Origin of the sequence: Paenibacillus baekrokdamisoli, assembly GCF_003945345.1 — a bacterium.
Taxonomy (GTDB): Bacteria; Bacillota; Bacilli; order Paenibacillales; family Paenibacillaceae; genus Paenibacillus_Z; species Paenibacillus_Z baekrokdamisoli.
Genome location: NZ_AP019308.1, coordinates 827939 through 846425, shown reverse-complemented (window position 1 = coordinate 846425; position 18487 = coordinate 827939). Strand labels below are relative to the sequence as shown.

15 protein-coding genes, 1 tRNA gene, 1 pseudogene and 1 riboswitch are annotated in these 18487 nt (G+C 43.4%); of the genes and pseudogenes, 2 read left to right on the top strand and 15 right to left on the bottom strand.

Annotation, left to right across the window (positions count from 1 at the left end):
• Positions 1 to 158: 158 nt before the first annotated feature.
• From EKN16_RS03630 to EKN16_RS32050, 9 genes are all read right to left on the bottom strand, one after another.
• Positions 159 to 374, bottom strand: a complete 216-nt coding sequence (locus EKN16_RS03630; RefSeq protein ID WP_125653749.1) for a hypothetical protein — start codon at positions 372 to 374, stop codon at positions 159 to 161.
• A gap of 43 nt (positions 375 to 417) precedes the next feature.
• On the bottom strand, positions 418 to 555 hold the full coding sequence (locus EKN16_RS32055) for a hypothetical protein (protein ID WP_164522663.1): 138 nt from the start codon (positions 553 to 555) through the stop codon (positions 418 to 420).
• 833 nt (positions 556 to 1388) lie between these two features.
• Positions 1389 to 2552 carry a helix-turn-helix transcriptional regulator gene (locus EKN16_RS03625; protein WP_164522662.1) on the bottom strand — a complete coding sequence of 388 codons (1164 nt, stop codon included), beginning with the start codon at positions 2550 to 2552 and terminating at the stop codon, positions 1389 to 1391.
• Between the two features lie 174 nt (positions 2553 to 2726).
• Positions 2727 to 4178 carry an amino acid permease gene (locus EKN16_RS03620; RefSeq protein WP_125653747.1) on the bottom strand — a complete coding sequence of 484 codons (1452 nt, stop codon included), beginning with the start codon at positions 4176 to 4178 and terminating at the stop codon, positions 2727 to 2729.
• A gap of 154 nt (positions 4179 to 4332) precedes the next feature.
• A riboswitch (Lysine riboswitch) is annotated at positions 4333 to 4521 on the bottom strand.
• Positions 4522 to 5360: 839 nt separating this feature from the next.
• Positions 5361 to 5795 (bottom strand): hypothetical protein, encoded by a 435-nt coding sequence (locus EKN16_RS03615; RefSeq protein ID WP_179955592.1) that lies wholly within the window; start codon positions 5793 to 5795, stop codon positions 5361 to 5363.
• On the bottom strand, positions 5776 to 6249 hold the full coding sequence (locus EKN16_RS03610; RefSeq protein WP_125653745.1) for a MerR family transcriptional regulator: 474 nt from the start codon (positions 6247 to 6249) through the stop codon (positions 5776 to 5778). The genes EKN16_RS03615 and EKN16_RS03610 overlap by 20 nt, the downstream gene beginning before the upstream one ends.
• A 372-nt stretch (positions 6250 to 6621) precedes the next feature.
• Positions 6622 to 8457, bottom strand: coding sequence for a UbiD family decarboxylase (locus EKN16_RS03605; protein ID WP_125653744.1), 1836 nt, complete (start codon positions 8455 to 8457; stop codon positions 6622 to 6624).
• Positions 8458 to 8541: 84 nt separating this feature from the next.
• Positions 8542 to 8628: transfer RNA gene (locus tag EKN16_RS03600), tRNA-Leu, on the bottom strand.
• Between the two features lie 126 nt (positions 8629 to 8754).
• Positions 8755 to 8907 (bottom strand): hypothetical protein, encoded by a 153-nt coding sequence (locus EKN16_RS32050; protein ID WP_164522661.1) that lies wholly within the window; start codon positions 8905 to 8907, stop codon positions 8755 to 8757.
• A gap of 220 nt (positions 8908 to 9127) precedes the next feature.
• Here EKN16_RS32050 and EKN16_RS03595 point away from each other — a divergent pair, with 220 nt between their 5' ends.
• Positions 9128 to 10210, top strand: coding sequence for a Gfo/Idh/MocA family protein (locus EKN16_RS03595; protein ID WP_125653743.1), 1083 nt, complete (start codon positions 9128 to 9130; stop codon positions 10208 to 10210).
• Positions 10211 to 10437: 227 nt separating this feature from the next.
• Positions 10438 to 10785 (top strand): annotated as a pseudogene (locus EKN16_RS03590) (nitrilase-related carbon-nitrogen hydrolase); the annotation flags it as partial.
• Here EKN16_RS03590 and EKN16_RS03585 read toward each other — a convergent pair.
• From EKN16_RS03585 to EKN16_RS03560, 6 genes are all read right to left on the bottom strand, one after another.
• Positions 10782 to 11270, bottom strand: a complete 489-nt coding sequence (locus EKN16_RS03585) for a sensor histidine kinase (RefSeq protein ID WP_269462727.1) — start codon at positions 11268 to 11270, stop codon at positions 10782 to 10784. The pseudogene EKN16_RS03590 and the gene EKN16_RS03585 sit on opposite strands and share 4 nt — an antisense overlap.
• A 232-nt stretch (positions 11271 to 11502) precedes the next feature.
• Positions 11503 to 12522, bottom strand: a complete 1020-nt coding sequence (locus EKN16_RS03580; RefSeq protein WP_125653741.1) for a M14 family zinc carboxypeptidase — start codon at positions 12520 to 12522, stop codon at positions 11503 to 11505.
• Positions 12523 to 12577: 55 nt separating this feature from the next.
• Positions 12578 to 13444 (bottom strand): carbohydrate ABC transporter permease, encoded by an 867-nt coding sequence (locus EKN16_RS03575; protein ID WP_125653740.1) that lies wholly within the window; start codon positions 13442 to 13444, stop codon positions 12578 to 12580.
• A 15-nt stretch (positions 13445 to 13459) separates the two neighbouring features.
• A complete protein-coding gene (locus EKN16_RS03570) occupies positions 13460 to 14368 on the bottom strand; it encodes an ABC transporter permease (protein ID WP_125653739.1) in 909 nt (302 codons plus the stop codon).
• A gap of 86 nt (positions 14369 to 14454) precedes the next feature.
• Positions 14455 to 15951, bottom strand: a complete 1497-nt coding sequence (locus tag EKN16_RS03565) for an extracellular solute-binding protein (protein WP_164522660.1) — start codon at positions 15949 to 15951, stop codon at positions 14455 to 14457.
• Positions 15952 to 16262: 311 nt separating this feature from the next.
• A complete protein-coding gene (locus EKN16_RS03560; RefSeq protein ID WP_232016194.1) occupies positions 16263 to 18323 on the bottom strand; it encodes a helix-turn-helix domain-containing protein in 2061 nt (686 codons plus the stop codon).
• Positions 18324 to 18487 lie beyond the last annotated feature (164 nt).

The window sequence follows — 18487 nt, the reverse complement described above, 5'->3', positions numbered from 1 at the left end:
CTGCCCAATGTGAAGCTTTGCTCTTTAATAAGTGATCGTTCGATTAGCTTGTTTAATTGCTTGCGTGAAATAATCAAGAGGTACGAATTCTGAGAATCCGCATGGTAGTTAAATCATCTGCTGTATGGGTTAAGGCATGTTTTTAGGTGATAGGATCATTAGACCTCCTCCACTGCAAAACGATGCAATTTCCTTTGTTCCCGACGGTTATTTGCGTTATATTCCACTCTGGAACGACTGGTGTTAATTTCAACAAGCCGTTGTTCATTCGAATTAATCACTAAGGAAGCAGCAATATTATTTTCACTATTTTTCGTATTCTTAATAGCTTGGATAGCCGCTTGGATTGCTTTGATCTGTGCGGCTTTTTCCAAATCATCCTCTAATGAGGCTGAGCGCGGCATGTTCAAGCTTGGCTCAGGCGGCCATCAGCCTAGACGCGACGAGTACGGCTTGCGCATTGACGTTCAACCCGTAGCGTTCAATCTGACGCTTCGTTTGGACAAGTGAAGGAACAGCATGACTATCCGTCATTACGTTATTATCGTTCGTCATGTATATAGTATGGTGCCTAATCATTTTTGTGTCAACACATTTTTCTCGCTGCCATCTCCGCTCCCGGCTTCCGGCAGCCAGCCGCGAGAAATCCATATCCGGCTCTTACGTTAAGCTTGCGCAAACCCCGACAGCGTCAGCTTCCAGGGCTGGAACATGCGCCCCAGCAAGGCATCCTTTGCTGCCAAATCGGTCATCTGGGAAACCGAAGAGCACCCGCAGCACATACAAAAAACCTAAGAGCCAAGACGGTGCGCCGCTATGTTTGTGGATGCCGGACTGCTGTCCATCATAAGGGAGTTTAACCGATATGTTTTAACTCAGCAAATAGTTCGCGATGAAATTGACCAAACTCACGATTAAAATATTTAGGAATTATCATAAGGGTAACATTATCGAGTGGATTTGAACCACTTAGATTGTGACTGTGAGGCGCCCTAAAAAGCCCAAGCGTTATGTCCCCTTGGGTACGAATAGATATTACATTCAGGTAAATGTGGTTTCACAATACTACTTTCTCACTAACAACACACAGCACTCCACATGTGTTGAGTGCGTAATTATTCCCGGTCAATTTGAGATCCAGATTAAAATGTTCCCCTCCCCATAAATGAAAGAGGCCGCTATTTAAGCGACTTATTGGGACAATGTTCTTGTCTTCCGACAATCGGTTTGGTCTCCTGGTGTCGTGACAACTATAAAACTTTGGAAGGCTTCTGTGTATTGCTGGTTCACAATGATCCGAAAATCCAAACAAAAAGCTACCGAATTTCAAGCCGGTAGCTTTGGGGATCGCCGACTGTCTATGAATCACCAATCTCCGATATATGCATCTACTTTACTTTATTTAATAAGTTTGTCACCATGCTGCTCAATGTCCCTTGATCGACGAAAGGAGCAAGACTTGCCAGCAGATCCGGGGTAAGATGCTCAGCTTCGACTCCACCAATCAACTTCTCGAGATTTTCCCTGTCCAGAAAAGGTGCGAGGCTTATGATCCGGTTCGCATCAATGGTGCCGTCTACAACCCGATCTACCAAACGGCTTAATGTCGCTCTGCTAATAAAGGGCGCCAGCCCTTGAACGGAATGCCAGCTCAATCTACCCTGTTCGACTTGTTGTACCAACTGATCTACATGTTCTCTTCCAAGAAACGGGGCAATTCCAACGAGATTGTCTACTTCTAAGGAACCGTCAATCGATTTATCTACTAGTCGGCTTAATGTGTCACTGCTGACGAAAGGAGCGAGTCCGGCAATGGAATTCCACACAATTTCGCCTTCTTCTGCCTGACGAACCAGTTCATCCAATTTATCTGTTCCGAGGAACGGAGCCAGCCTCATGATCACATCTAACTTAAGGACGCTACTGTCTAATCGTTCAGTAACCTTATGCAGAGCGCTTGCCTTTACAAACGGCGCTACTTCTACAAGTTCTTCCAACTCCACCTCTCCGGTATTGACCATCTCTGCAACTTGTTCCAGCCTGTTCTCTGCAATCTCCCTAACGATCGTTCCTAGGTGCTGGTGCTCCCGATTTTCCGAGTTTTCTCCTGCATTAATAATGTCGTCTACCGTTTTGCCGAATAACTTCGCAAACTGCGGAAGCGTTCCGATATCCGGGAGCGATTCGCCCCGTTCCCATTTCGATACCGCTTGATGACTTACATTCAGTTGATTGGCAAGTTCCAATTGGGTTAGATCCTGGTCTTTGCGAAGCTTCGAAATATAAGCTCCAATTTTACGTAAGTCGAGCATCGTATACCTCCGATAAAACAAAATGTACAGTGCGCACTGTCGAAAACAGCATAGCATTTCCGCAAACGTAATCCTATCAAGCGTTGGTTGAATTGTCACATCCGCTTTATTCAACTGCCAGTAGAATGGTCCAGATTGAAAATCGCCAGAGAGAGTAGCCGCAGCATCTGCGAGATCTTTATCCACCCGCACTACACTACTTTTGTCGCTTTCATTTATAGGTTTTTTTCTAAAAATCATTTCCATTATCCTGCCAGTTAGCTTAATACCAGTGCCTTTGTGTACACGATCATATCATTTGAATCAAAGCATTTGAGCAATACTATCACATCTCATTTATTTATTTCGAATCATCAATATTAGACACTCCACATGACTTGTCTGCCTGTCCCATTGCTCATGATTCCCTGCATTCTAGTCAAATTTACAATCTTTAAGAGGAATGACTTTGGTCTTGTACACAAATTTATAGCCTAGCCATACACCTAAGAATAACGGAATTCCGATATAGGAAACAAGCACGCCATACCAATCGATCGTTTCTCCAGTGAAAGCTTTAAAGTTCTGTCCGATAATAACGAACATGCATAATGCAAAGGCAAAGAGTGGACCTAACGGGAACCACTTGGCTTTATAAGGAAGTTCACTTAAATCCCGACCTTGTGCAACGAATGCCCTACGGAAACGGTAATGACTAATTGCGATTCCAAGCCATGTAATAAATCCGCACATGCCAGAAGCATTCAGCAGCCATAAATACACAACCCCATCACCGAAGAAGGAAGCTAGGAACGCAAGCATGCCGACTGCACAAGTGACCAGCAGCGCATTAATAGGAATACCGCGTTTGTTTAATTTCTCTAGAAACTTAGGTGCTTTGCCCTCTTTGGCAAGTACCCACAGTACACGTGTAGATGCATACATCCCCGAGTTACCAGCAGACAGCACTGAAGTCAAAATGACGGCATTCATAATAGCAGCCGCGAAGGCGAATCCTGCTTTTTCAAAAACAAGGGTGAACGGACTAACTGCAATATTCTCAATACCAGCTTGCATCAAGCTCGGATGTGTAAAAGGAATCAACATGCCAATTACGAAGATTGCAAAAATATAGAAAAGCAGAATACGCCAGAAGATCTGTTTAATGGCCTTCGGTACGTTCTCACGTGGGTTCTCACTTTCACCCGCGGCAATGCCGACAAGCTCGGTTCCTTGGAACGAATAACCCGCTGCCATAAAGATACCAAGAAACGCTAGAAAACCACCATGGAACGGTCCACCGTCTAATGTGAAATTACTGAAGCCAGTTGGCTTCGAGCCGCCCATTATACCAAATATCATAAGCACCCCAACAATCAAGAAGATGATGACAACGGCAATTTTGATCAATGCAAACCAGTATTCCGATTCACCATATCCTTTGACAGACAGTAAATTCAAACCGAAAATAATGGCAAGGAACAAGAAGCTCCACAGATAAGAAGGACTATCAGGAAACCAATATTTAATAATAAGAGTTGCTGCTGCAAGCTCAGAGGCAATCGTAATCGCCCAGTTAAACCAGAAATTCCATCCCAGGGCGAATCCCAAAGAAGGATCCACGAAGCGGCTCGCATATGTGTTAAAAGATCCCGATTCCGGCATATAGGTTGCAAGTTCTCCCAAACTAGTCATAAGGAAGTACACCATAATACCCACCGCTATATAAGCGAGAAGAGCTCCCCCTGGACCAGCTTCTGCTATTGCACTACCACTAGCAAGGAACAAGCCTGTACCAATGGAGCCCCCAAGTGCAATCATAGTGAGGTGACGAGCCTTGAGCCCGCGTTTCAACTGCTGTGGCTCAGTCGAATTGTTTGATGACATTAAAAACACTCCTTAATCATGTTGTTGATCCATTGTTCTGGAGTGGGAAACAAGAAGAAACGGTGACACTGTCTTTCAGAACATTCGTTTCTTATGGTCACAAAAAAAAACGCTCACAGAGGTGAACGTTTTATATCATTCCCAACTTATCTTCTTTGAAGATAGCTCATCACAAATTTACTTATCATAAACTTGTGACAGTTCTGCACCTTCCGGCAACAGTCCCAGCCCAATTGCCCAGAGCAGCAATCAAACTTCGGCGGTAGTTCCTTTCAACAGCTTCAATGACGTTCTCTGCGTCTCCACTGATTTACTTCTAACAACCGCGACCTCTACCTCACCGTTTGATAGGATGAGGGTTGTATTCAATTTAATTTACAAGAACATTATAGCGAACATTGAGAGGGTAAACAATGGTATAAAAAGTATATTAGAATCTAAAACCGATGGAGAGTAACATAATGTGAATTAAGAGGGTGTCCCATAAACTAGACATTATTTATTTCTTGTCATTAGTCTTGCAGACATGTCGGTGGGATTTTGGCTCTTCGTTATTGTTGCTATTATTACTGGCGTAATATTGTATAATGTTCATCCAAGTTAACAAACCGTGTTCTCATTCGTTGCAGTTGGAGGGATCTTGTCTTTCATAGTGCCGCTATTCACTGTAACTGAAAAGATAGGAAATAAAGTGAATAAGTGGCTAGATGAGTAGGGATTAGAAGCAGATTATTGACCAAAAAAATCAATGAACAAGAAGTAAAAGAAGGGTGCACGACTACTCGGCACCCTTTCATTTTAGTAACACTGTACACTCCACATGTGTTGTCTACCTATTCTTCTTCTTTCTCAAGCGAAACCGTCACATCTCATTTTTTCATTTTCGTACCATCAATATTAGGCACTCCACATGTGTGGAATTAGTAAACTACAAAACAAAAAACGGCATATCTGCCGTTTTCTGACCATGCATTTTATGGAGTCTAGGGGGATCGATCTCCTGACCTCACCACTGCCAGCGATGCGCTCTCCCGCTTTGGTTAGTTTCACTGCCCCAATACTGAATACAACATCATATCCTTCTGTTTTCCATGATAGGCGTGTCGAGCTTTTGCGGTTGATAGAACCGAGCAAGAATAAAAAGGGCTTCTTACAGAGTTGAAGATAACTCGAAAATCTATGTCACTGTGGTTGCTGACCATCGTACTGCTTTTTCTTCACACTTGTGCCCTGTATGATGAGAGCGATATAGATTACGATGGCTATCGAATCTATAAGCGTATCCGTCAGCCTTGATACGTCAAGCATTGACGTCACACCAACAATTACCATCAGTCGGACGATCAGGATCACCGCAATCAAATATGCGGTAAACCGGATATTTGATCGCTCGGTTTGGATTGACATAATAATGAAAGCGATGCCGAAGACCAGATTTTCTCCCGTGATGATGTGCCAGATATACGTGAATATGATCTGGTTATCCACGGATATCGCATCAATGTCGAGCTTCGGCAGTACAACGGATTGCCCGTTCCATGCGTGCGTGACGGCAAACAGCATCGCAAGGAAACCTGCAATCAGATAATAAAAATTCCTAATCTTCATGTTCACCACAACCTTCCTTAGAAATTCCCGGTTCCGTCTTTCGGATATCCTTGTAAATCTCGTGGACGATCACTGCCAGAACATGGTCACTTTCGCTATTAAAGTCCCTTAGCGTTTCGACTGCGACGTTGAGCAGCCAACTAACCTTTTCCAGATGAGCAATCTTCTTGCGCATTTCTACGTTCTTGGCATCGAGGAACGCAGCAACCTCTTCGCAGTAATCGGGGGTGATATTTTTCATCTTGCGGAAACCAAACTTCCCCCTGATTTCTTCAAGAGATAGGTCCGCGTACTGCATAATCTGAATATTCATCAATTCGATGATGTCGTCCTCCGAATACTTGCGGTACCGATTGTTTTCCCGGGTAGGCGAGACGATCCCTATCCGGTCATAATACCGAAGCGTATCCTTCGGCATCCCAAGTATCCGCGAAACCTCTTGTATAGAATATAGTTTTTCCATAAATTCACAATACCATTGGAGTTGACTCAAATGTCAAGTTGTTTTTCTTTAATAATCGGATTACTTTGCGGTGGCCCTAGATCCCACTTCGCTCCCTGCGGGCTGCACAAAACGAAAAACACGCCAATTTTGGCGTGTTCGTTAGTCACATTTGGTGAATCCTAAGGGGAAGTCCTAATCTCGATTAAACTTTCTTACGATGCCCATTCAACGAAGTAGATCGCTAAGGTGGATTCAGACACCGTGCTCATACACTGGAGTAACACAAGATGTTTATTCAAACGATTCCTGCACGCGAACTGAATCACGGCATTCACCCCCTTGCATTCAATACAGATAACGCCACAACGTTATGTGATGACGTCCACAAACTCACCCCATCTTTACTCCGCCCAAACTGGCCCCTTTTACAAACAATCGTTCGATATTCTTCTCAATCGTCGGATCGGGGATCAAAGGCGGCGCTTGATGCGGTTTAATACGGGCATCGATAATGAGATTATCACAGGCCCAATGCTTGTTCTCATAATAACTATTCACGCCATAAATATCATGAGAAGGATTGCTGCGCGTGAATGTAGCCCAGAGAAAATTGTTGATCGTCTCACTCATAAAGCTGCTGTCATCACACATGATGATCATTGGACAAGTAGAGATCGGACCCTTTTCTTGAATAGCGTCACTTAAACGCTGCATTTCCTGCTGTGCTTCCGCGTAATTGGCGAATTTAGGCCCTTGAATAGCTACAATGCCTGGCATCACTAACCGTGCATTCTCATACCCCCGTAATTCCTTCCAACCATCCGGTACATCTCTACATAATTCCCTTTTTTTATCGCCATAAGCGGCGATGACCACTTTACTGCCGCTATTTAATCCAGTTCCCGAATAATCCAGCGTATCAATGGTCGTATTGGTATAAAAATGAATGTCACGACGAAGATCGATACGTTCCATAATATAGGTTAGAAAATCCACTTCATGATGGGTATCTAGAGGCTGATTCTCTTCTGCCGTAATGAATAAATACTTAGCCAAGCTTAGTTGTCCAGTTCCTAAAATCCGATTGGCGATTGTAAGCATCTCAGCTGGCTGTTTGACCTGTTGATAAGGTGTATAGCGTTCGCTTGCAATCGCGAATAGCAATGGATGTACACCTGCAGCATCTACAGCATGCACTTCTTTTACGCCAGGGATTTCTTGTTTAATCGCATCACCTGTCAGCTCATGGATGAGTTCTCCGAACACGGTATCTTCCTGCGGCGGTCGGCCTACGACTGTGAACGGCCATATGGCATTCGGTTTGGCATACACTTTATGTACTTTCATGACAGGAAAAGGATGGGTAAGGCTATAGTAGCCTAAATGGTCGCCAAAAGGACCCTCCGGCTTCGTCTCTCCCTGATGAATTTCTCCAGTTATAACAAAATCAGCATCATTACTAATGCAGAAGCCATCGATATAGCTGTACCGAAAACGACGCCCTGAAAGCAAACCCGCGAAGGTCATTTCACTCATACCTTCTGGCAAGGGCATAACAGCTGACAACGTGTGAGCCGGAGGCCCACCGATAAAACAGCTTACTTTTAAAGGGACGCCTTGTTTATTCGCCTTATCCTGATGGACTCCGATGCCTCGGTGGATCTGATAATGCAAACCAATTTCTTTATTCATTTCATATTCATTGCCACTTAGTTGAACACGGTACATCCCCAAGTTAGAATTCATAATTCCCGGCTTGTCCAGATCTTCTGAATACACTTGAGGCAAGGTGATAAAAGCACCGCCGTCCATGGGCCAGCTTTGAATGAGTGGAAGGTCAGATATATTGATTTCCTGATGAGCAACCGGCAAGCTCCCAGATTTCTTCAGAGGCAGTGCTTTCCAAGCTGCTAGTCCGGTTCCGATATTCTGAAAGGGGTGTTTTAAAGCCTTAATGGGATCATTTCGCAGAGCCATGACGTTCTGCACCGCTTCCCAAGTATTCCGAAATATAAACTTGCTTCGCTCTATTGTGCCGAAAAGATTGGATACAGCCCGAAACTTCGAGCCTTTTATATTCTCAAATAATAATGCAGGGCCGCCGGCCTCATGTACTTTCATATGGATCGCAGCCATTTCAAGATAGGGATCGACTTCTTCTTGAATACGAACCAAGTGCCCATTCTTTTCCAAGTCGGCAATGCAATCTTCTAAATTGCGATACAATTGAGTTGCTCCAATCTCCGTGGGTTTAATTACGCAAATAGAAAAAAAACTCCAGAAGAATCTCTAGAGTGTTGTGGTAAAGTATGGTGCGGTCAAGAGGACTCGAACCTCCACGTCATTGCTGACACTAGAACCTGAATCTAGCGCGTCTGCCAATTCCGCCATGACCGCATCTGGCAGTATGTTTACCAATAGAGTAACTATTGTATAAAGCGACGTAGGATAATATATCATAATCTCAATACGAAAGTCAATAAACTGCAAGCTTATTAACTGCAAGCAAATTATCGTGAACGATCACGTTGTACGATTTTGATTAATCACTTCCGTAAGCAGTAGCAGAGTCAAACCTTGTCCATACAGCGTCGGGAATACGGGAACCTCATTGTAGGCTTCAATGCTAGCGAGTACTGGCGTCCCACCTGATACCCCGTCTACAGCGCCATCCATACGAATTTTAGTTAAAACAGCTGATACCGTCCGATCCGCACCACCGGTGGGTCAGATTTACATCAAATCACTTTATCCCTGAAACTCAATCATATTGTTCATGTTTCAATGACATCCTTCATTTCATTGCAGCATTCGTTCGCCCTATAATAGAGCTGAAATGAACAGCTAACTTAAAGCGGGCTGTAACAAATTTATAAATTTGCGGAGGTCGATTAAGATGGTTAAGAAACTTAAAGCGGCAATTATTGGTTGCGGCGGCATAGCATTCGAGAAGCATTTCCCTGCACTTTCTAAGCTGAATGAGCTGGAAATGGTCGCCTTCTGCGATATCATTGTCGATAAAGCAGAAAGAGCCGCGGCAAAACATGGTGCAATTGGCGCAAAATCGTATTACGATTATAGAGAGGTCCTTAAGGATGTCACTATCGATGTTATCTATGTATGTACACCAAACGATTCACATGCAGAGATCTCTATTGCGGCAATGGAGTCCGGCAAGCATGTCATGTGCGAGAAACCGATGGCCAAAAATGCAGCACAAGCGCAAGCCATGTTGGAAGCCGCTCGACGAACCGGCAAAAAGCTCTCGATTGCTTACCAGAATAATTTCCGGCCGGACAGCCGTTATTTGCAGCAAATTTGCGATAATGGCGAGCTTGGCGACATTTATTTTGCCAAAGCTCATGCAATCCGCAGACGCGGGGTTCCCACTTGGGGCGTCTTTCTGGACCAAGAGAAACAGGGCGGCGGCCCGCTCATCGATATCGGCAGCCATGCACTGGATTTAACCTTGCGTATGATGAACAATTATGCACCAAAATGTGTCCTGGGCACGGCTTTCAACAAGCTTAGCCGCAAAGAAAATGCAGCAAACTTCTGGGGACCGTGGGATCCTGAAAAGTTTACAGTAGAAGATTCTGCTTTCGGTTTTATTACCATGCAGAACGGAGCGACCGTTATACTCGAATCCAGCTGGGCGCTCAACTCACTTGACACCCTTGAGGCAAAAACGACGCTTTGCGGTACGGAGGGTGGAGCGGATATGCGTAACGGACTCCGCATTAACGGCGAAAGGCTGGGCAGAATGTACGAAACCACCATCGATATGAGCGTAGGCGGAGTTGATTTTTTTGAAGGCAGCGAAGAAAGCCCAAGCGATCTGGAAGCGCGGATGTGGCTCGATTGCATACTTCACGACACTGAGCCGTTGGTAAAACCGGAGCAAGCGTTAGTTGTCACGCAAATCTTAGAAGCAATCTATGAATCTTCGAGGACCGGGAAAGCGATTTATTTCGATTAGTAGAATGGAATTTGGCAAGGAGGCTGAGCCAATGAATCTGGTTAATAGTATGAATGAGGAAAATTGGGTGAACGACTTGTTCGCGTGGCTACCACCTATATAAAACCGACAGAGGATTTTGCTACAAATCTCGGTTTAATATTGGAGGTAATCGATAAATCCGGCAGTAGCAACCCCGATATCATCTGTTTGACTGAAACCTTCTATGAAGCCTCTACGATCAAGAGTTTCCAGAATCTGCGCGAATTCTTGCCCTATCGGGTGCAGAAGTGATTTTTATACCGACAATAGGCTATGAACTGCTGCAAACAAAAGCTCGCGCAAGAGATAATGGATTGCATGTTGTTGTTTCGGGCTGCAATGGTCCCGCATCAAGTCGAATCATTGACCCTATGGGTGACATCATTGGGAATGTAGCTGACGAAGCAGCAGGTGTGTTCACGGCAGATATTCGATTGGACGAGCGGCGGTACACCTACTGTCTCTCTGTAGGAGACGGCAATGGAGAATCTCGCAGCTTATTCAAGAAAGAACGTAGAACGGACGAGTATCACGCTTTACTGAATTCAAACTAGCTGATCTTACATAATTCAACCTCCTCATCCTGAGTTTCCAAGGAGAAGGAGGTTTTTATGTTCCTATGATCAAATATGGAGCGGAATTCGGATTTCGACCGTTGTCCCCTCTCCCAGTGTACTTTTATGTCTGCACCTTTTCTTAAACTAAGCTTATAGAACCGCGATAAGGAATAAATCAAGGATTCGATATCCGGACAATTATATTTGATCGCCATCCAATTGATTAAATCCAGCGTAGTGTAAAGAAAGTGCGGATTGATCTGAGCCTGTAATGTCTTGAACTCTGCTTGAACCAATTTAAGCTCTGCTTCCTTAACCTCTTGCCCGCTCTTGTATTGTTCCTCGATTAATTCATTTATTTTTTTAATCATAAAATTAAAATTTAATGCCAACTCACCGATTTCATCTCTGCTATCCTTTGGAATGGTTACCGACAAATCACCTTTTTGAACCTGCCGCATATTGTCAACTAGATTGTAAATCCGTTTGGTGCTTGAAGCAGAAGACAGGATCGATCATACCCGGCACATATTCTTTCAGAAACATCTCCCTAACATATGGATTGTCGTACAGTGAAGCCGAGAGAAGCGATTCATTCGTATATTTCCAAGTTATATTCGGAGCCGTATAGACATCTTGGTACGAATCTCCATCGCGCAGCAGTTGACCATCCGGCCCAACTGAACGGCGGAATGTTCATCTTTTTTAGAATCTTCATGCCTGTTTCATTGCAAACCGGAACATCTCTTCGAATAATACGAAGTGGCTATCAAGAATTTCATCAGCTGTCAGTTTAACTCCCGGCGCTTCAAGTCCCATGTTAGATTCGAACTCCATACTCATACCACCGCATGTATGATGGAGAGCCGATGTCAAATTAAATGACGGACATGCGGGTTGTTCCCCATTCACTACGACTTGATTCTGTAAGCTAAACGGAAGCCCCTGCCTCCTATATGCAGCTTCGATACTCGAATTAAATGCCTGCTGCCTCATCATGATTAGGTAAGGTAAATAATGAATCGCTGGAAAGTGAATTTCTGTATTGGCTCCACCGTGCAGCAATACAGAGAAATCGACCGCTTCTCTCTCCGACAATCCGAGCAAAGCCCCGGTCTCCTTTGCCATCGGAGCAAAGAAATTGTCATGCATCATGTTGATTCCATCATCATTAAAGTAAGATCCCAAAAAATCGGAAGCATCTTTGATCGGGTGAACAGCCTTACAGTCTGGCCATCTACATAGCGTGCCGTCTTTCAAAGAGCCTTGCATGTAATACACAAACTGTTCATAAGGCACATCAATCAATGAATCTACAGGCAGTCGAGCTCGACCGTCAGGATTCATACAGGGAATAAGCAGAAGCCTGAAGCGATACGCATTCTCGTATAGATAATCGTTCCTCCTCCCCCGATAATCGACCCCCGTCTCCAGTAAATGGATCAGATTCATGACTCCAACGATCCCTTCGAGCTCGCCTCCATGTATGCCGCCTACAATAAGAAGAACCGGTTTTGCGTCCAAGCCTTTACGCGCATAATGCTCAGGGTTCTTCGCGCCGCAAGCCGAATTATAATTGGCTCGTCGGCCGAAGTCCTCCTTCAAACCGTATTCCACCATGTAAATGTCTCTACCGCCAGCCGAAGATGTCAATACGCTCGCATTCCCCTTTGAAACAGTTGACATACATTCCACTATCTCTACTAATCTACTCTTCCAAAATGATTCAACCATTATCCCCCTCCTCCTTTATACTGCAAAATTAAAATTCTTCCGAAGAGACCATCACTCAGCCTTTTACGGAACCAATCATGGCACCTTTAACAAAATGCTTCTGAATAAAAGGGTAAACCATCAGAATTGGTAGTGTGCTAACGAGAATAACCGTATACTTCAGCGATTCCAATACGATCGCCTTATTCCCGATGGCAGAACTTACGGTATTTTCTTCGACTTGACCCATCATCACGATATTCCGAACCATTTCCTGGAGCGGGAACAAGTTTGGATCCTGTAAATAGAGAAGCGCGGAGAAGAAGTTGCCCCATATCCCTACTGCATAGAACAACGAGATCGTCATTAGTACAGGTTTCGTTAAAGGGAGAACGATTCTTAGCAGTACGCCAAGATTGGATAATCCATCTATTTTACCGGACTCCTCGAGATCCCGAGGAACTCCTTGAAAAAACGTGCGCATGATGATCAGGTAATAGGAAGACACAAGTCCTGGCAACACCATTGCCCATATCGTATTCAACAAACCATAACTGCGTATAACGAGATAAGTTGGAATCATGCCGCCGTTGAACAGCATAGTGAATACGATCATCATCATAAACGTTTTACCGAATACAAGATTTTTTCTGGACAATGAATAAGCTCCCATCGTTGTGAATATCAGCGAAAGCGTAGTTCCTAGCACCACATACATGATTGTATTTTGGTAGCCAACGAGAATACGTTTGTCCCTTAGAACAGCAGTATATGCATCAAATTTGATGCCTTTGGGCCATAGAGTAATTTCATTTCTAAGTACATACTCCGAAGAACTTATGGAAACCGCTGCCATATGGACGAAAGGAAACAGCATGGAGCAAACGACGATTCCCATCAGCAGAACATTAACAATATCGAAAAGACGAATACGCTTATTCATTCAAGAACTTCTCCCTTACCATAAGCTGGTTTCGCCTAATCTGCGGCTAAGCTGATTGCTTGCATATACAAGCACGATACCGATGACTCCCATGAATAAATCGATCGCCGTAGCATAGCTAAATCCACCTTGTATAATACCAACCCGGTACACATATGTGGCGATAACGTCCGAAGTGTCGTAAGTAGCTGCATTGGATAGCAGAAATACCTTTTCAAAACCAATTTCCAGTACATGACCGATCTGCAGGATGAACAGGATAACAATAGCCGGCGCAATCCCCGGCAATGATACATGCAAGGTTTGCTTCCACCTGCCTGCGCCATCCATTTTTGACGCCTCATATAGTTGTGGGTCAATTGTGGTTAAGGCCGCTAGATAGATAATGGAGCCCCAGCCAACCTGCTGCCATACTTCCGAGCTGATGTAGATCGTACGAAACCATTCTGCCTGCTGTAAAAAATTGATAGTTGGGAGCCCGAGCCCTTGCATCGCATGGCTGATCCAACCGGTACTCGGGGATAATAGCATGATAATCATGCTAGAAACTACTACACTGGACAAAAAATGGGGAAGGTAGCTAACCGTCTGCACGAATCTTTTGAATATTGAACTCCTAAGCTCATTAAGCAAAAGGGCTAGAATGATCGGTGCAGGAAATCCAAAAAAGAGATTATATCCCCCAAGGAGAATCGTATTCTTGATAATGACTAAGGCATCACGGTTTTCGAAGAATATCTTGTAATGTTTAAATCCAACCCATGGACTCGCCCAAATACCCTTGAACACATTGTAATCCAGGAAAGATATACTAATGCCGAACATAGGAACATACTTGAACAGGATGTAATAGATCAACACAGGTGCCAGCAGAAGCACATAGGTCTGATCACGCTTCAACTGCCTGAAAATGGATAGCTTCATACGGTGTCTCCTTCCAAAAAGAAATGGATAGGGCTGGAGGCTCATCAACCTGTTTACCAGCCCTATCATCTTTATGCAATCACTTCTTATTTCGCTTTAACCCGATCCAACCCAACCTGATAAGTATCTATGATCTTCTGCACTCCGAGTTTATTCAACTCACTGATGAATGCGTCCCATTGCGTCATTGGTGTTTCTCCCAGAATAAATTTAGCTACGGATGTCTCATAGAATTTGGTCACCTTTTCCTGATCTACCGTGATCGCAGCTTTCTCTTCTGCTTTTAGCATAGGCAGGACGGGAGTAACAGGGAATTTATATTTCTCTGCCTCATTGTAGGAATATTGTTCATTCTCATTTCTGAGCGACATCACGGCATTAGCATCGGCTAGCCCGTAAGTGCCTTGTGTGATAATACCCGCTTCTTTGGCCAGGTCAACAACTTCTTTGAATTGCGGCATAAACTTCCGTTTACCGTTTTCGATTGTATAGGTTTCCCCTTCTTTTCCCCAGCTAAGAATGTCCTTTCCTTCTTTGGAATAGATAAAATCGAGGTAACGCAGTACAGCATCCAAGTTTTTCGTTTTTGAGGATACAGCAAATCCCGTAACTTCAAAGTTTGAATTGGGAATGTATCCTTTGCTGCCAGCTCCAAGCGGCGGCGGCATAAACTTCAAATGAGCGCCATTCTGAAGCTGCGCGTTCATGATTTCGATTTGTGGGATATATTGAATTGTGATGAACGACTTGTTCGTCGTAATAAATTGCGTCCATACCTTATAGTCCATGGAGAGCCAGTCTGGTGGAATTAGCCCTTCCTTGTAAAATTTGTTCAAATATTCAATCATTTTTTTGAAAGCTGGATCGTTCACCCCATACTTGATCTTACCCGTATCCTTGTCCTCGAAAAACGACGGATAGAAACCAAATGACGGACCAAAAGCACCTAGGGTATTCAATCCATGGCGGAAAACAAACGGATAGCTGTCTGGGTATAGCTGTTTCAGTTTCTTCGCTGTTTCATATAACTCTTCCCACGTTTTCGGCTCGTTCAGAGAATGCTTCTTTAAGATATCATCCCTATAAAACCAGACCGTCTGGTTTCCTGCACCCGCACCATCGGTGAGCAATTGGTACTTTTCCCCTCCTGGTGACGTCATTCTTTGGGCGACATCAGGTCTGGAGTCTAAAAATGCTTTTACATTAGGCATCTTGTCCAAATATTTAGACAAGTCGAGGAAAGCACCTTGGGCTCCATACTTCTGAGCTTCATCAAGGTAAACAGTGTACAGGTCAGGCATATCTCCCGATGCGATCGAAAGCGCCACTGACCCCGGTCCTGTTTGAGTCTCATGCAAGATCGTGATATTCGTCTTCTCCTTCAACCATTTCCATACAGCCCAATCTTTCTTAGCCGGCCATGACGGTGAGTTTTCCGTTAATATACGAAGACTTGCCGCTTCTGGCAAATTGACCGTGGTTGATTCGTTTGGTTTAGGTGATTCCACTTTCATTTCCGTTTTGCTTCCATTCGTGGAACAACCCGCAATGATAACGAGTATAAGGACTAATACTAGCATCATAAAATTACTTTTCTTTATTCGCTTCAAGTTAAATCCACCCACCTTTATTATTTTGTTGTAACTTGTCTTCTGACCCATTCTTCACACAGCTAATAACAATTACCCAATCACTCACGAAATCCGTTTCAATCGCTGCACCTCCTCTTGATAGCGTCATCTTAAGCCATTGATAGCTGTTAGGTAAATGTACGGAACTGTTGAGACTGCAACTACTTTACGGTTTTCTTAAAATAATACCAGCTTTCGTAAAATCGCCCATTGCATGGATTCCGCAGTATGAGGTTTTCATACAAATCAAAAAAAAAGTCCCTCTACGGAACTTTTTTTTCAGAAACGGAATCGTACTTTTTCCGGTATTCGCTTGGCGTTAACCCGGTATATTTCTTGAACATACGATTAAATGACGTGATATTTTGGTATCCAACTGCCTGCGCAGCTTCAAGAATTTTAGTTTGATTATCGGCCAGAAGACTTGTCGCTTTCGTGATTCGAGTTTCATTGATATAGTCTACGATATTTTTACCGGTTTTCCCCTTGAAATAGGAGGACAAGTATCCACTGCTCATCTTTACCTTTTCCGCCAGTAGGTCCAAATATATATCTTCTGCTAAGTGCTCGTTAATATAATCAATAACAAAAGATGTAACTGGGTACTTTTCTTCTTTTTTTTCCTGAACGGCTTCTGCTGTCTTCGTCACCCATTCAATTAGCAGAAGCTCCAGTTCCCCGATCGTGCAGCATCGTTGTATTCTTTCTACTGCTTTCTCAAGAATGACATCCAATCCGTCCGGATCAAGAGGAAAGGGCGTTGTCGCATTCTGGATCTTGCCGATCAGCGATTCGGCAAACCGCATCATCACAGCCGCCGACAGCCCTTTACTTTGCCATCGAACAAACAAATGCTCCAGAAGTGCAACTAGCTGCTGGGTATTGCCTGCTTTCAAATGAACTTCAAACTCCTTTTCCTGATCAGGAGAAAAGCCGACCGCAACTTGTGTCGCAGCACGCTTATGTATAATTTGCGTTCCGTCGATTAATAGACGTTCTCCCAACAGTTCCTGGACTTCCTCATAGGCTGCAGACAATTGATCCGAAGTCAAATAAACCGATGTGATCGCAATCGTAACGACACCGTATTCCTTATCATGATCGAATACCTCTTTCATTTGACTAAGCAGTTCCATTAAGTCAGGCAATTGTTTGGTGAACACTAAACTTAGAACCTGATCACGTTCGATTTGAAACGTTAGAGAGTCAGGAAATGTTGGTCTTAGCTTGCTATCTATAAATATCTTAATATAATACAACCATTTTTGGACTAAAGCTTGCGTATTCAAATCGCTTTTGTAATGTTGGATTTGAAAAAGCACAAAGACGAACGGCTTGTTAGTAAAGTCGAGTTTCATGGTATCGTGATCATGATTTCGAATTTCTTTTAAATGGTTTATAAATGACATCTGCTTGCGTATCATTGTATGATCATGAATTTCACCACTGATAATATCAAACTCCTTGATATTCGACCGATAGGGAACTTCGTCGTTCATATGGCGTATCGATTCGATCACTTTCTTCAACGGGTTATTGATTCGTGCAGCAAACAGGAAAGAGAATAGGATACTGAGCGTAATCGCTGTCACAATAATCACAATAAGTGTGATATTCAATCGGGTTTGACTTACAATTTGTTCAACAGGCACCCGGTAGACATACGTTAAACCAGTACCCTCTCCTTTTATCAGAAAATAATACTTTTTATCCTTGATGAACTCACTGCTTCCGTATTTCTGCAGATCTTCAAAGGCAATGAAAGGCCCCTGTTCCGCTACCTTGAAAATGGTCTTTCCGTCCTCGTCATATATGATAAAGTCATTATAGATGCTTTGATGAAACGCTTTGCTCATTTTAATAGCATCAATAAAAACGATCATATACAAATCCTGATTTTCTTTGTTTTTGATAATGATCGGAATTAACTCGCCCAGCAACTGTGGGCTAGTGCGATACATATTATTCAAAAAATTGGAAGATGGCAAGATCCGACTCATATAAGGTTCATTGAACTGCTGCCTCCAAAAGTCCAGTGGATATTCACTGCTCGTATAAAATACGTTGAACATCATACTAGCATTCGTACTTGTCCCCTTCTCCAGAACAAGTTCTTCACGCTTTGAATATAAAACAATATTATTGATAAACAGATAGGGATTGGTTGTCCATGTTCTAATTTCCTCCACAATGTCGGGGAGCTTTTCGTATTTTGGGCTATCTTTCAGATTTTGAATTTCTTTATTGATAAAAAACAGATACATTTGCCGTTTGATGAGATCCAAGTGTTTTTCATAGCTGTCCCTTGTGTTGTTAAGCATCATCGTGTTGTATTTGACAATTTCCTGCTTAATATTTTTTTGGGAAACCGAGATGGCGTAGAACGTAAGGGAAGCCAGCAGAAGAACAATACATAAAAAACCCACAACCAGCCGTAGGAAGAGGGAATTCGATTTGTTCCTGATAAAAAGGATCGAATGAATATTTT

Excerpts from the sequence above, each read along its gene's own strand:
- EKN16_RS03565 (WP_164522660.1), bottom strand. The coding sequence starts at position 15,951 with ATGATGCTAGTATTAGTCCTTATACTCGTTATCATTGCGGGTTGTTCC.
- EKN16_RS03560 (WP_232016194.1), bottom strand. The coding sequence starts at position 18,323 with ATGATGCTTAACAACACAAGGGACAGCTATGAAAAACACTTGGATCTC.
- EKN16_RS32050 (WP_164522661.1), bottom strand. The coding sequence starts at position 8,907 with ATGGATGGCGCTGTAGACGGGGTATCAGGTGGGACGCCAGTACTCGCT.
- EKN16_RS03570 (WP_125653739.1), bottom strand. The coding sequence starts at position 14,368 with ATGAAGCTATCCATTTTCAGGCAGTTGAAGCGTGATCAGACCTATGTG.
- EKN16_RS03580 (WP_125653741.1), bottom strand. The coding sequence starts at position 12,522 with ATGGTTGAATCATTTTGGAAGAGTAGATTAGTAGAGATAGTGGAATGT.
- EKN16_RS03620 (WP_125653747.1), bottom strand. The coding sequence starts at position 4,178 with ATGTCATCAAACAATTCGACTGAGCCACAGCAGTTGAAACGCGGGCTC.
- EKN16_RS03625 (WP_164522662.1), bottom strand. The coding sequence starts at position 2,552 with ATGATTTTTAGAAAAAAACCTATAAATGAAAGCGACAAAAGTAGTGTA.
- EKN16_RS03595 (WP_125653743.1), top strand. The coding sequence starts at position 9,128 with ATGGTTAAGAAACTTAAAGCGGCAATTATTGGTTGCGGCGGCATAGCA.
- EKN16_RS03610 (WP_125653745.1), bottom strand. The coding sequence starts at position 6,249 with ATGGAAAAACTATATTCTATACAAGAGGTTTCGCGGATACTTGGGATG.
- EKN16_RS03575 (WP_125653740.1), bottom strand. The coding sequence starts at position 13,444 with ATGAATAAGCGTATTCGTCTTTTCGATATTGTTAATGTTCTGCTGATG.
- EKN16_RS32055 (WP_164522663.1), bottom strand. The coding sequence starts at position 555 with ATGACGAACGATAATAACGTAATGACGGATAGTCATGCTGTTCCTTCA.